Below are 12,859 nucleotides of genomic sequence, written 5' to 3'. Positions count from 1 at the left end.
CCGTCTCACCCCGGGGATCGGGTGCCGTCGAAGTGCTCGGCGGCGTCGCCGCCCCCGCGCCTGGGGAGCACCCCGGCCGCGACCAGTTCGTCGTAGATGCGCTGCTGCTCCGCGTCGAGGCCGGAGTACAGCAGGTCGTACGCCTCCTCCTCGCCGCGCAGCGCCGCGACGGGGTCCCAGTCGGGCCCCAGCGCGGCCAGGGCGTGCGTGCGCCGGAGCATCTCGTGCGCGGTCAGGTCGACGACGAAGCCGACCGGCTCGGACTCGCTCACCGCGGCGGACTCGTCGTCCGGCTCACCGGAAGGGACGGGGTCAAAGGAGGACATACACCCGAACGTAGGTACGCCTTTCCCGCCACGGCAAGAGCAGGTGGGAGACATCACAGCAGGTCACTTCAGGATGTTCACGGCCCGCGCCACCACCAGGACCATGGTCACCAGGGAGACCGAGGACTGCAGCATCATCAGCATCTTCGCCCACCGTGACAGGGGCATCACGTCGGTCGGGCTGAAGGCGGTGGAGTTGGTGAAGGACAGATACAGGTAGTCCAGGAACGCCGGTTCCCAGTCCGGCGGGGCGAGCTCCGGGCTCTGCATCTGCACGAAGAGGAAGTCGGCGTGCTGCCGCCGGCCGAGGACCCGCGCCATCGGACCGCCGCGGTCCCACTCCCAGTACCACAGGGCGAACACGATGACGTTCGTCAGCCAGATCCCGCCGCCGGTCAGCAGCAGCGGCACCGCGTCCTTCCCCGCGCGACCGCTCACCAGCTCCACCACGAGCCGGACCGCCGCCAGGCCGTTGGCCACGCTGATGACGGAGATCAGGCCGAGGCCCAGCCACCGCAGCGGACGCGTGCGCGGCTCGACCCGCCGGGGGTTCGCGGCGATCAGGCCGGCCAGCAGCACCACCTCCAGCGCCGGCAGCACCCAGAACGGCTGGAGCGCGAGCCGGTGCGGCAGCACCAGCTGCAGGACGACCGCCACCCCGATCACGGCGGTCACCGCCAAGCGCGGCTCCCCGCGCGTCACCCGCCGCCACGCGGGGACCAGATCACGCTCGCCGCTTTCCAACAGTCGCTCGATCCTGGCCAGGCGGTTCTCGGCGTCGCCCCTGTCTTCGGTCATGGCGAAGATTGTCCCGGGTGCCGGACCGCTCGGCGCAGGGGGTGCGGGGGCCGGGAGGCCGGAAGGCCGGAAGGCCGGGAGGCGAGGGGCCACCGGGCGTACGGGCTCCGACCCGCGTCTCAGCCGCCGACGAGTGCGGCGAACCGCTCGGTGTCGATGTTGCCGCCCGAGGCGATGACGCCGATCCGCCGCGGGAGGTCGTCGACACGTCCGGCCAGGAGGGCCGCCAGGCCCGAGGCGCCGCTGGGTTCGAGGACGATCTTCAGGCGCTCGAAGGCGAACCTCATGGCCCGGACGATCTCCTCGTCGCTGACCAGGGTGACGGCGTCGACCAGCCGCCGGTTGATGCCGAAGGTGATCTCGCCGGGGGTGGAGATCGCCTGACCGTCGGCGATGGTGCGGGGCACGGGGATGGTGACGCGCTCGCCGCTTTCCAGGGAGCGCTTGGTGTCGTCTCCCGCCTCGGGCTCGACGCCGATCATCCGGATGCCCGGGTACAGCGCCTTGGCGGCGGTGGCGCTGCCGGCGATGAGGCCGCCCCCTCCGACGGGCACCACGAGCGCGTCGAGTTCGCCGGTGTCCTCGAGGAGTTCGAGGGCGGCGGTGCCCTGGCCGGCGATGACGTGGGGGTGGTCGTAGGGCGGGATCAGCGCCAGGCCGCGGTCCTCGGCCAGGGCCTCGCCGAGGGCGGTGCGGTCCTGGGTGTAGCGGTCGTACGTCACGATCTCGGCGCCGTATCCGGCGGTCGCCTCCATCTTGGAGCGGGGGGCGTCCTCGGGCATCAGGATGACGGCGCTGGTGCCCAGTTCGCGGGCGGCCAGGGCGGTGGCCTGGGCGTGGTTGCCGGAGGAGTAGGCGGCGACGCCCTTGGCGAGCTGCTCGGGAGAGAGCTGGGCGGCCGCGTTGTAGGCGCCGCGGATCTTGAAGGCGCCGATCCGCTGGAAGTTCTCGCACTTGATGAACACCTCGGCGCCGACGAGGGAGTTCAGCGTGCGGGAGGTGAGGACGGGGGTGCGGTGGGCGACGCCCTTAAGGCGTACGGCGGCCTGGCGAACGTCGTCGAGGGTGAGGGGCGCGGTGACGGGCATGGCGTGTCCTTCACTTGCTGTAGTTGTAGACGGTGGCGCGGGACACGCCGAGCAGGTCGGCGATGGCCTGCGCGGCGTCGCGTGAGTCGAAGTAGCCGTCCCGGTGCAGCTGTCGTACAAGCGCCTTCTTCGCCTCCCGGCCCAACGACCGCGGTGTGCCGCCACGTTCCGCGGCGAGGGCCTCGACCGCCTGGCGCAGCTCCCGGGCGTTGCGGTCGCGCAGGGTCTCCAGCGGCTGGTCGCGGTGTTCGGTGTCGGTGGCGACGAGGTTGGACAGGGCGAGCGTGACCGGTGACAGCACGGAGACGTCGAGGTTCAGACACAGGGCCGCTATGTAGTCGCCCGCGCTGTTCTTGATCCCGATCGACGTGCTCTTCGCCGGGCGGCCGTCGGGGAACCGGTTGGGGTAGTTCTGGATGACGCTGGGGTACTGCGGGTCGGCGATGCGGGCCAGGCCCAACTCAGTTGCGGAGTCGCCGGTCCGGCGGCCGGACAGGTTGTTCTCGATGGCCCGGATCGCGTGCTGCGGGTCCCGCAGGTCGTGCAGCACCACCTCGCACAGCCCCGGGAACATGCGCCCCAGAGCGACGGCGATCTTCTCCAGCTCGTGGACGAGGTGCTCGTCCGCCTCGACGGTGGCGGAGACGTCCGCGCCGGCCGTGCCGTCGTGATCCATGGATGCCCCCCGCAGACCAGCCCGGATTCGCGCACTCGAGTTCGAACTCTCGGGCGTTCGACTAACTTTCCAATTCTGGACAGTACATCTGGACAGCGGCTCCCGCCACCCCTTTTCCCTCCTTGGATCTTCCGAGCTCTCCCGGTCGTTGTTCTCAGTCCTCGCCGGGCAGCGGATGCTCCTTCACGAAGCGGCGGATCTCCGCACTGAGGGCGCCGGGGTTGTCCAGCGGGACCAGGGTGCGGGCGTCGGGGATCTCCACATGGCGGGCGTTCGGGAGGAGTTCGGCGAGGCGGCGGCCGATGGCCGGCGGCATCATGCGGTCCTCTGCACCCCAGGCGACGAGGGCCGGGCGGGTGAAGGAGGGGAAGTTCCGGGCCGCCTTCAGATAGCGGTCCGGGTCCGCGTCACCGCAGAACTTGGCGAAGTCGCCGCGGATCTCACGGCTGGTCAGCAGCGGGCCGTACCAGCGGGCGATCAGTTCCTTCGGGAGCGGCTTCTTCGCCATGCCGCCGAGCGACGTCTGCATGCGCGCCAGGAAGGGGAAGCGGAAGGACTGGAGGAGGAGGAAGAGACCGCCGGGGATCCTGCTCGCCCGGTGCAGCAGCTTGCCCTGGAGACCGGGCGGGTAGTTGTCCAGGGCCTCGCAGGAGGTGAGGACCAGGCGGGCGACGCGTTCGTCCCGTACGCCGACGAGGAGTTGGGCGGTGCCGGTGTCGTTCTGGACGAGCGTGACGTCCCGCAGGTCCAGCCGGTCCAGGAACTCGGCGAGCAGACGGGCGATGCCGTGCGCCGACAGGTCCGCGTCCGGCCGCATCGGGCGCCGGTGACTGCCGAGGGGCAGGACGGGGACGAGCACCCGGAAGTCCGGCCGCAGCTCGGACACGACCTCGGACCACACCGACTCGTCGAAGCCGAGACCGTGGACGAGGACCAGCACGGGCCCTTCTCCTCCGGTGTCCTGGTAGTCGATGGTTCCCGCGCTCAACTCGATCTGCTCAGTGCGCTCGATTTGCTCAGTGTGCTCGAGTTGCTCGGTCTGCTCGCTCTGCCCGGTCTGCGGCATGGCCCCGTCTCCGATCCGGTCGGCTGCCTCGGCAGCTACTTGATAGATCGTTCTAGTGACAGAATAGGGGACGCGCGACAGAACACCAACGGCTCCCCCGGAGGCCCCCGTGAGCGACAGCAAGGCCCCCAGCACCCACGAGACCCGACAGCGCATCCTCAGCGCCGGCACGGAGCTGTTCCGGCGCACGGGGTACACCGGCACCGGCATGAAGCAGATCGCGGAGGCCGCCGGGGCGCCGTTCGGGTCGATCTACCACTTCTTCCCCGGCGGGAAGGCCCAGTTGGGCGAGGAGGTGATCCGCACGTCGGGAGCCGTGTATCTGGGGCTGATCGGCGAGCTCATGACGCCGTACGAGGACCGGGTCGCGGCCACGGCCGACGCCTTCACCGCCGCCGCGGACACCCTCGAAGAACTCGACTTCGCCGACCCCTGCCCCATCGCCACCGTGGCGATGGAGGTCGCCAGCACCAACGAGGTGCTGCGGCAGGCCACCTCGGAGGTCTTCGACAGCTGGATGGACCACCTCGCCGCCTACTACGAGCACGGCGGCATCCCCCAGCCCGCCGCCCGGGAGACGGCGGGCTCGGTCATCGCGCTGCTGGAGGGCGCGTTCATGCTCGGTCGCGCCGCACGCAGCACCGCGCCGGTGCTCGCGGCGAGCAGGGCGGCCGCGGCGATCGTACGGGCGGCACTGGCCGGCGAGTGACCGACCGCAGCGCAGCCCTCCTGGAGGAGCGGCTTCGCGACGCGCCCGCAAAGCGTGGCACTATCGTTGCGCCCTCAATCACGGGTCGGAGAAGGGATATCGGCGTGGCATGGAAAGCCCTGCGTTCGGCGTTGGAAGCGATTTACGTACGACGCCTGAACCGCAAGCTGGAGGGCCTGCCCAGGCCACGGCACGTGGCGATCATGCTGGACGGTAACCGGCGCTGGGCCCGGGGCGCGGGGCATCAGGACGTCCGTGAGGGCTACCGCGTCGGCGGCGCCAAGGTGACGGACTTCCTCCACTGGTGCACCGACGCCGGCATCAAGCACGTCACGCTGTGGATGCTGTCCGACGACAACCTGCACCGTCCGGCCGATCAACTGGGCCCGCTGCTCGACATAATCGAGGAGACCGTCCAGCGCATCTGTGCCCCGGAAGAACCCGGGGAGATCGAGATCATCGGCGCGCTGGACCTGCTGCCCGGCAACACGGCGCGCGTCCTGAAGGAGGCCGCCGCCGGCACGCACGGCCGCGGCGGGCTCAAGGTCGACGTGGCCGTCGGCTACGGCGGCCGCCGCGAGATCGTCGACGCGGTCAAGGCGGCCTTCGACAAGCACATGAGCGCCGGCGGCGACCCGCGGGAACTGGCGGCGGACTTCGACCTGGAGCACATCACCGACAATCTGTACTCGCCGGCCGGGCACGACACCGACTTCATCATCCGCACCTCCGGCGAACAGCGGCTGTCGGGCTTCCTGCTGTGGCAGTCCGCCTACGCCGAGGTGCACTTCGTCGACGTCCTGTGGCCGGCGTTCCGTCAGATCGACCTGCTGCGGGCCCTGCGCTCGTACGCCGCCCGCGACCGCCGCTACGGCCGCTGACGGAGGCCGTACCGGGCGGCCGCGAGAGTCGGCGGGAGGGCCGTCCCCGGCAGCGGGGCGCCGAACGCGGTGGACGTGTCCGCGCAGCTCACCTAGCGTTCGGCGCATGACAGAGCGACGTGCGATCCTCAGCGGCTCGACCTTCGAGGAGCTGATCGGCTACGCCCGGGCCGTGGTGGACGGCGACTGGGTGCATGTGTCCGGGACGACCGGGTTCGACTACACCACGATGACGATCTCCGACGACGTCGTGGAGCAGGCCGAGCAGTGCCTGCGCAACATCGAGGCCGCGCTGGCCGAGGCGGGCTGCGGCTTCGCCGACGTGGTACGGGTGCGTTATCTGCTGCCCGACCGCACGGACTTCGAACCGTGCTGGCCGGCCCTGCGGCGTTGCTTCGGCGACGTCCGTCCGGCCGCGACGATGCTCGAGTGCGGACTCGCCGATCCCCGTATGAAGATCGAGATCGAGGTGTACGCCCGCCGCCCGAGTGCTCACTGATCCCGGCGCGACCGGGCCCTCGGTCAGCTCTGCCGGCTCGTACGGGGCCGGATCAGTCCGCTCTCGTAGGCCAGGATGGTCGCCTGGACCCGGTCGCGCAGACCGAGCTTGGACAGCAGGGCGTTCACGTGGGTCTTCACGGTGCCTGTGGTCACGCCGAGTTCGGCTCCGATCTCGGCGTTGGTCAGACCGGAAGCGATCTTCAGCAGTACTTCCCGCTCTCTCGGGGTGAGTTGACCGAGGGCCCCGGTCGCCAGGGAAACCTGGGGGGCGCCTTGTGCGAAGGTGTGGATGAGGCGGCGGGTCACGGCGGGGGCCAGGATGCCGTCGCCTGCGGCCACGACGCGGATCGCGGTCAGCAGGTCCTCGGGCTGGGCATCCTTCAGCAGGAACCCGGAGGCTCCGGCGCGCAGAGCCTCGTACACGTACTCGTCGAGGTCGAAGGTGGTGAGCACCAGCACCCGCGGCCCGTTCTCCACCGTGGTGATCAGCCGGGTGGCGGTGAGTCCGTCCATACCCGGCATCCGGATGTCCATCAGGACGAGATCGGGGGCCTCGGCGGCGGCGAGCGACACCGCCGTCGCTCCGTCTCCGGCCTCGCCGACGACGGTGAGGTCGGGCTCGGCGTCCACGATGGCGGCGAAGCCGGCCCTGACCACGGCCTGGTCGTCGACGACGATCACGCGTAGGGCGACGGGGACACCTCCTGGACGGGGGCCGGACCGAGTCCGGCCGGCAACGACACCCGTACATTACCGGTTGGTTCGAACACGATGTGTCCTTCGCCCGCGGCGACCTGCACCCGCAGGCGTTCGGCGACCGGGCCTGCGCCGGCGAGGGGTACGCCGGTCACCGTGATGTGCACGGTGCCGCGGCGCCGCCTCAGGGTCACCCGGGCCGGCCCCCGGTCGCCCGCGCCGAGCGCCGCTTCGACGATCCGGTACGTCGTGACGTGGACGGACGGCGCAAGGTCCCGTGCGGCCTCGGGCAGGCCCCGCAACCGCACGTCGCGGCCGGTGGCGCGCAAGGTGCGGCACAGTGTGTCGAGGTCGGCGGCGGTCGGGGACGGAGCGAGGCGCTCGGCGGGGCCTTCGGCGTCGTCGAGGCTGTGCAGCATGTCCCGCATGGCGGCGAGGGCTGCCCGGGCCGTGGCGGCCACCTCGTCGAGGCGTCCCTGCCGGGCCAGTTCGACGAGCGACGCCGTGTGGTGCAGTACGGCCTCGCGCAACGAGACCGCCAGCCGGTGCCGTTCGGCCTCGGCTGCCCACTGTGCGTGCCGCAGCGAGGTGGCGAGCGCGAAATCGTCGTTCGCCAGAAGGCGCAGGCGCCGGCGTCGTACGGAGAGGCCCGCGCCACACAGGGCGGCATAGAGGGGTGCCAGCAGAACGCACAGGACGGCCACCATCGCCACGGTGAACCCGCCGACCGGTTCGCCCTCCAACGCGCCGTCGGCAGCGGCCGTTGCCGTGAGGACCGAGGCCGTGCCGAAGGTCGCCGCGATCGCCGCCGGCCAAGTGATGGACGGCCCGCGCCCGTAGGCGGCGAGGGCGTACACCGCGAGCAACTCCACGAGCGTGCCCATGACGAGGAACTGCGACACCCGTGACGGCAAGGGCACCACGGCGACGGCCACGGGCCCCAGCCAGGCCGTGGCCAGCACGGCGACGAGGGAAGCCAAGGGGGCGCGTCTGCGCCACACCAGAGGCAGCGCGTGCAGGACCAGCAGCGCCGTCACGACGAGCAGTTCCGGTATCGAAGCGCGCCTGGTCCGTTCCGACCAGTCCTCCGTGACCGCGAGGGCGGTGACCACCGGCAGGATCATCGCGGTGAGGGCCAGGGCGGGATCGGCGAGCCGCTGCTCCCGCAGGACGTCGCGGCGCCATACGGGCCCGGGTGGATGCCGGGGGCCGGCAGTGTCGGGCAAGGTCGCACGGACCAGCCATCCGCCGCCGGGGACGGGGCCGGCGGTCAGCTCGCCGCCGGCCGCTGCGGCCCGTTCCCGCATGCCGGCCACGCCGCGTCCCGCGCCGAGGCCGCCGGTGTCGTGCTGTGGGCAGGTGCGCGGCGACGCGTTCTCCACGGTCAGTTCCAGCAGGCCGTTCGCCCGGTGGAGGCGCACACGGGTGGCGGCACCGGGGGCATGGCGCAGGGAGTTGGTGAGGGCCTCGCGGACGATTCCGTGGATCGCCTCGGCGGCGGGGCCGGTCAGGTCCTCGGGGATGTGGGCGTCGACGGGTCGGGCCAACCGGCCGAATCCCGCGATCAGTTCCTCGATGTCGGCGCTCGTGATCCCCTGGCCCGGACAGTCGGTGTCCCGCAGGAGACCGACGAGTCGCTGCAACGCCGCCATGGTCTCGCCGCCGGTGCGCTCCGCGAACGACAGGGCCTCGGCGGCCAGTTCCGGCCTGCTGTCCTTCAGCCTGTGCGCGGCGTCCACGGTGACGACGACCGAGGTGAGGTGGTGGGCACTCACGTCGTGCAGTTCGCGGGCGAGGCGCCGGCGCTCATGATGGCCGGCCGTCCGGCGGGCGTGCTCTGCTCCGGCGATCCGGCGGGCCGCTGTCAGCCGGCCGCCGAGCCACTGGCGGCGCGCTTCGCCGAGTCCCGCGCACAGGACGTACACGGACAGCGAGACCGCCATCGTCAGGAGCGAGACAAGGAAACCCTCTTGTACGGCGGAGATTCCCCACTCGACGCCCACGAGCCCGGCGACGGCCCGGACCGTCACCGGTACGGGGCAGTGGACGGCGACGGAGTACAGGGCCACCAGCGTGCCGAGGCCGAGGTAGCCGTCCGGCCAGGAGACCGTGCCCAGGACGTAGGCACACAGCACCCCGGCCAGAGCCCGTACGGGTGCCTGCCGGCGTCGGCCCAACGCGACCGTCTCCAGGGACAGGGCACACACGACGGCGATCACGCTCGGCAGGCCGGGCGCTTCGTCCGGACCCAAACCGGTCCACATCAGCGCACTTTGTCCGGCTGCCAGCGCCAGGGGCAGAAGCCAGTTGCGTATTGTCTCCATCTCGGCGACGAGCGTAGAGGTCCTACCGGAGGCCAGGCACCGGCCCTGAGGTCGAGACCGATCCCTACCCAGCGATAGAGACACCGTTCGTGCCGCAGGGCGACGGCAGGGCCGGGTGCCACCGCGGAAGGTGTTGTCATGACGATTCCACCGCTGCCCGAACCCCTGCCGTACCACCGACTCGCCCGGTTCTCGGGCCACCACCGCTGGTGGCGCCCGCTGGTGGGGACCCTGGTCGTGGCCGTGGTCTACGTGATCACCGTGGTTGTCCTCTATGCCGTCCTCGACGAGTGGGGCTCCCGGAAGGGGTACCCCGAGGACCCCGACGGATGGGCGGAGTTCGGGCCCGTCCCGGACACCGCCGTAGGCCTGCTGCTCATCGCCCTGGCGACCCCCGTCGTGCTGCTGGCCGTGCGCTGGATCGGGCAGCGCCCGGCGGGCACGGTCTCCTCCGTGACCGGGCGGCTCAGATGGCGCTGGCTGATCCTGTGCGTGCTGACGGGCCTGCCGATCGTCGCCCTGGCGATGGGCGGCATGCTCCTGCTGCCCGCCGACGGCGGCGAGGAGTTCCGGTGGGCGGGCTGGACGGTCTTCGGGCCCGCGCTCGCCATGCTCGTCGTCCTGGTTCCCCTGCAGGCGGCCGCCGAGGAGTACGTCTTCCGAGGCTGGCTGACGCAGGCCGTCGGCGCCTTCATACGCTCGCCCTGGTTCGCGTTCCTGCCCCAGGCCGTTCTGTTCGCCGCCGCCCATGGCTGGGGCACGCCCTGGGGGTTCGCCGACCTCGTGGTCTTCGGGGCCGCGGCGGGATGGCTGACCTGGCGCACGGGCGGTCTGGAGGCGTCCATCGGGTTGCACACGGTCAACAACCTCCTCGCCTTCGCCGCCTCGGCGGCCACCGTCGACGGACTCACGAGCGACGAGACCGCGGCCGACGCCACCTGGCCGGTGGTCGCACTCGACGTCGTGGGCATCCTGCTCTACGCGGCAGCCGTGGTGTGGCTGCTTCGCCGCCGCCCGCAGGACCGCGCCGTCCCCGCACCGCTCCCTCCAGCCCCGCCGACCGCGTTCGTTCCCCTGTACGCATCCCGCACGGATACGCCCGTGCCACCGCCGTGGGTCGGCCGGCCGACTCCGCACTCACCGGCTCCGCCCCCGCACACCGGTGGCGGAGGGGAGATCGCCGACTGGCCGTGAGGGGTGCCCACGACCGGCACACCATCCCCCTCGTTCAGCACCGGACGGGTCGATCGCCCGGTCCGCGTCCCGCGCCCGCAGCACGTCCGGTGTCAGGCGCCCAGCGCGTAGCCGGCGAGGCTGCGCGTGGTCGCCGGGAACTGCTGGTCCCCCGGTGCGGCGGTGCATGGTGGTGAACCCGTGGACCACGGAATTGTCCGCGATCGGTAACAACGGGATCCCCAGGCCGCTCTGTCCCGTCCTGCCTTGCACGGGGACCCACCAACAGGCGAGAAACGGGGCGGACATGGCGCGGCACGCGGGGCGGGGATGGTACGGCCGGGTGATGGCGGCGGCGGTCGGGGTGACGGCGCTGGCGGCTGCCACGTCGGTATGGACGGCGCAGGCCGGCCCCACGCCCGGGCACCGGTCGGGCGCGTCGCCCCGCGCCGCCGCGCCGAAGGCGGCACCCGTGTCCGCCACCATCGTGCACGCCTCCGACCGCGGCGACCACGCGGTCAACATCACCATCGACGACGGCCCCGACCCGGTCTGGACCCCCCAAGTGCTCCAGGTGCTGCGGGACAACGGCGTGAAGGCCACGTTCTGCATGGTGGGCACGCAGGCCCAGGCGCATCCGGATCTGGTCAAGCGGGTGGTGGCCGCCGGGCACCGGCTGTGCGACCACACGGTGTCGCACGACACCACGATGGACACCAAGTCCCAGGCGTACCAGTCCCAGCAGATCCTGGACGCCGAGCGTCAGATCACGCGGGCGTCCGGGGGTGTACGACCGCTGTACTACCGCGCGCCGGGCGGCGCGTTCACCCCGTACAGCCGGCACCTCGCGGCCTCCCACGGCATGCGGCCGCTGGGCTGGAACGTCGACTCCAAGGACTTCGAGCGGCCCGGCGCCGAAGCCATCGTCACCACGGTCAAGGGCGAGGTGACCAACGGTCCGACCCTGCTCTTCCACGACGCGGGCGGCGACCGCTCCCAGACCGTGGCCGCCCTGCGCACCCTGCTGCCCTGGCTGAAGCAGCAGGGCTATTCCTTCGGATTCCCCGTGCGCTGAAGGGGGTTCGGCCGCCTGTGACGTCGGAGGTCGCTCGCGTCAGGCCCGCGTCAGAGCGCCGTCAGCCGCCGCTGCCACTCTGATGCAGGTGAACGGCGCAACGGGAGACCGGAGGCCGGGAACAGGGAGAGGTGCCCGGAGTGGTTGATCGGGGACCAGCGAGCACGTCGCGAGGTCGGGCCCCACGGGGCCCACGCAGGTTCGAATCCTGCCCTCTCCGCACGACGGGGCGGTCCAGGCATGGGCCGCCCCCTCTGCTCACCGGAGAACCCGTTCCCACAGGCAAAAACCGCTGGTCAGCCCCGGGCTCGCCATGCTGGGATGGCGCGATGCGACTCGATGCGTCAGCGGCCGTGGACCGGGGCCGGTACCAGGAGGCGGTCACTCCCTGGGAGCAGGAGACCTGGCGGGCCGCCGCCCTCGACTGGGTGGCCGGCGGGCTCGCCGCTCACGGTCTGCGGGCCACCGGAGGCCTGCACGTGCGGCTGCGGCCGTGGTCGGTTCTGGTGCGGGTGCCCGTGGCCGGGCGGGAGGCCGTCTGGTTCAAGGCGAATCCGCCCGACAGCGCTTTCGAGGGCGCGCTGAGCGCCGCGCTGGCCCGCTGGGTTCCGGAGCACGTTCTGGAACCCCTCGCGGTCGACGCCGGGCGTGGCTGGTCGTTGCTGCCCGACGGGGGCGACCTCTTCAGGGACGTGCTCGTACGGGACGCCGTACCGCCCCACGCGTGGGAGGACCTGCTCCGTCAGTACGCGAGCATGCAGCGCGCCCTGATCCCGCACGCGGAGGAGATCGAGAAGCTGGGCGTCACGAGAGTCCGTACCCTCGAACTGCCCGATGCCTTCGACGAGTTGCTCGCCGCGAGCCCCGCGCTGGACACGGATGAGCGGGCGCGGCTCGGCCGACTACGGCCCCAACTCGTGGACTGGTGCGCCGAGCTGGCCGCGCTGGGCATCCCCGACTCCCTCGACCACGCGGACCTGCACGACGGTCAGCTGTTCAACCCGGAGCCGGGCCGGTACACGTTCTTCGACTGGGGCGACGCCGTCGTCTCCCACCCGTTCTGCAGTCTGTGGGTCCCGGCCCGACGGGCCTGCGAGCGGTACGGAGCCGACGTGCTGCCGCGGCTGCGGGACGCCTATCTGGAGCCGTGGACGGGAGCCGGCCGGTCGGCGGCGGAGCTCCGCCGTGGGGTGCGGCTCGCGTGGCGGTTCGGCGCCCTGGGCCGGGTCCGCGCCTGGGGCCGCCTGTTCCCGGGCGCGGCCGCGAGCGTTCCCGCGGCCACGGAGAGCGCCCGCACGCTGCTGGAACTCCTCGAGGATCCGCCGCTCTAGGCCGTCGGGTTTCCCGGCCCAGAGGCGCGGAGCAGGTCCCTGCGGGCGTTGTTGTAGATCCGCAGGAGGTGCTTGGCCACGGCGCAGGGCGCGGCATCGGCGTGGCACTGGCGGCACGTCTGCATGTGCTGCTCGTACGTGAAACGTGCGTTCTCGAACGCGTCGTCGACAGAGGACATGACCATCTCCGGGGAGGGCGCGCGCCCTCCCGGGAC

At 71.8% G+C, this 12,859-nt stretch carries 14 protein-coding genes and 1 pseudogene; 7 read left to right on the top strand and 8 right to left on the bottom strand.

Annotation, left to right across the window (positions count from 1 at the left end):
- Positions 1 to 5 precede the first annotated feature (5 nt).
- The 5 genes from ABZ865_RS22610 to ABZ865_RS22590 all read right to left on the bottom strand — a co-directional run bounded on the left by ABZ865_RS22610 (position 6) and on the right by ABZ865_RS22590 (position 3,954).
- Positions 6 to 326, bottom strand: a complete 321-nt coding sequence (locus tag ABZ865_RS22610) for a DUF6400 family protein (protein WP_361233016.1) — start codon at positions 324 to 326, stop codon at positions 6 to 8.
- 63 nt (positions 327 to 389) lie between these two features.
- A complete protein-coding gene (locus ABZ865_RS22605) occupies positions 390 to 1,124 on the bottom strand; it encodes a hypothetical protein (protein WP_361233013.1) in 735 nt (244 codons plus the stop codon).
- Between the two features lie 119 nt (positions 1,125 to 1,243).
- Positions 1,244 to 2,212 carry a threo-3-hydroxy-L-aspartate ammonia-lyase gene (locus ABZ865_RS22600; protein WP_361233010.1) on the bottom strand — a complete coding sequence of 323 codons (969 nt, stop codon included), beginning with the start codon at positions 2,210 to 2,212 and terminating at the stop codon, positions 1,244 to 1,246.
- A 10-nt stretch (positions 2,213 to 2,222) separates the two neighbouring features.
- Complete coding sequence (locus ABZ865_RS22595) at positions 2,223 to 2,888, bottom strand: PAS domain-containing protein (RefSeq protein WP_361233007.1); 666 nt, start codon at positions 2,886 to 2,888, stop codon at positions 2,223 to 2,225.
- A gap of 154 nt (positions 2,889 to 3,042) precedes the next feature.
- Entirely contained in the window at positions 3,043 to 3,954 is a 912-nt protein-coding gene (locus tag ABZ865_RS22590) for an alpha/beta hydrolase (RefSeq protein ID WP_361233005.1), read from the bottom strand.
- A 109-nt stretch (positions 3,955 to 4,063) separates the two neighbouring features.
- Here ABZ865_RS22590 and ABZ865_RS22585 point away from each other — a divergent pair, with 109 nt between their 5' ends.
- The 3 genes from ABZ865_RS22585 to ABZ865_RS22575 all read left to right on the top strand — a co-directional run bounded on the left by ABZ865_RS22585 (position 4,064) and on the right by ABZ865_RS22575 (position 6,043).
- A complete protein-coding gene (locus ABZ865_RS22585) occupies positions 4,064 to 4,663 on the top strand; it encodes a TetR/AcrR family transcriptional regulator (RefSeq protein WP_361233003.1) in 600 nt (199 codons plus the stop codon).
- Between the two features lie 104 nt (positions 4,664 to 4,767).
- A complete protein-coding gene (locus tag ABZ865_RS22580; protein WP_361233000.1) occupies positions 4,768 to 5,544 on the top strand; it encodes an isoprenyl transferase in 777 nt (258 codons plus the stop codon).
- Positions 5,545 to 5,650: 106 nt separating this feature from the next.
- Positions 5,651 to 6,043, top strand: coding sequence for a RidA family protein (locus ABZ865_RS22575; protein WP_361232997.1), 393 nt, complete (start codon positions 5,651 to 5,653; stop codon positions 6,041 to 6,043).
- 23 nt (positions 6,044 to 6,066) lie between these two features.
- On the opposite strand, the gene ABZ865_RS22570 is transcribed toward ABZ865_RS22575, so the two are convergent.
- Together ABZ865_RS22570 and ABZ865_RS22565 are read right to left on the bottom strand one after the other, a co-directional pair.
- Positions 6,067 to 6,726, bottom strand: coding sequence for a response regulator transcription factor (locus tag ABZ865_RS22570; protein ID WP_361232994.1), 660 nt, complete (start codon positions 6,724 to 6,726; stop codon positions 6,067 to 6,069).
- A complete protein-coding gene (locus ABZ865_RS22565; RefSeq protein ID WP_361232991.1) occupies positions 6,723 to 9,065 on the bottom strand; it encodes a histidine kinase in 2,343 nt (780 codons plus the stop codon). The genes ABZ865_RS22570 and ABZ865_RS22565 overlap by 4 nt, the downstream gene beginning before the upstream one ends.
- Positions 9,066 to 9,203: 138 nt before the next feature.
- On the opposite strand from ABZ865_RS22565, the gene ABZ865_RS22560 reads away from it, so the two are divergent.
- From ABZ865_RS22560 to ABZ865_RS22545, 4 genes and pseudogenes are all read left to right on the top strand, one after another.
- Positions 9,204 to 10,259, top strand: coding sequence for a CPBP family intramembrane glutamic endopeptidase (locus ABZ865_RS22560; protein ID WP_361232988.1), 1,056 nt, complete (start codon positions 9,204 to 9,206; stop codon positions 10,257 to 10,259).
- Between the two features lie 286 nt (positions 10,260 to 10,545).
- Positions 10,546 to 11,313 (top strand): polysaccharide deacetylase family protein, encoded by a 768-nt coding sequence (locus ABZ865_RS22555; protein ID WP_361232985.1) that lies wholly within the window; start codon positions 10,546 to 10,548, stop codon positions 11,311 to 11,313.
- Positions 11,314 to 11,438: 125 nt separating this feature from the next.
- A pseudogene (locus ABZ865_RS22550) lies at positions 11,439 to 11,533 on the top strand.
- A gap of 109 nt (positions 11,534 to 11,642) precedes the next feature.
- A complete protein-coding gene (locus ABZ865_RS22545; protein WP_361232982.1) occupies positions 11,643 to 12,644 on the top strand; it encodes an aminoglycoside phosphotransferase family protein in 1,002 nt (333 codons plus the stop codon).
- Here the strand turns inward: ABZ865_RS22545 and ABZ865_RS22540 are convergent.
- On the bottom strand, positions 12,641 to 12,823 hold the full coding sequence (locus ABZ865_RS22540; RefSeq protein ID WP_361232979.1) for a hypothetical protein: 183 nt from the start codon (positions 12,821 to 12,823) through the stop codon (positions 12,641 to 12,643). The genes ABZ865_RS22545 and ABZ865_RS22540 overlap by 4 nt on opposite strands.
- Positions 12,824 to 12,859: the final 36 nt, after the last annotated feature.

This window comes from Streptomyces sp. NPDC047085, assembly GCF_040643735.1.
In the GTDB taxonomy this organism is placed as follows: domain Bacteria; phylum Actinomycetota; class Actinomycetes; order Streptomycetales; family Streptomycetaceae; genus Streptomyces.
This window is presented reverse-complemented; position numbering and strand designations above follow the sequence as displayed.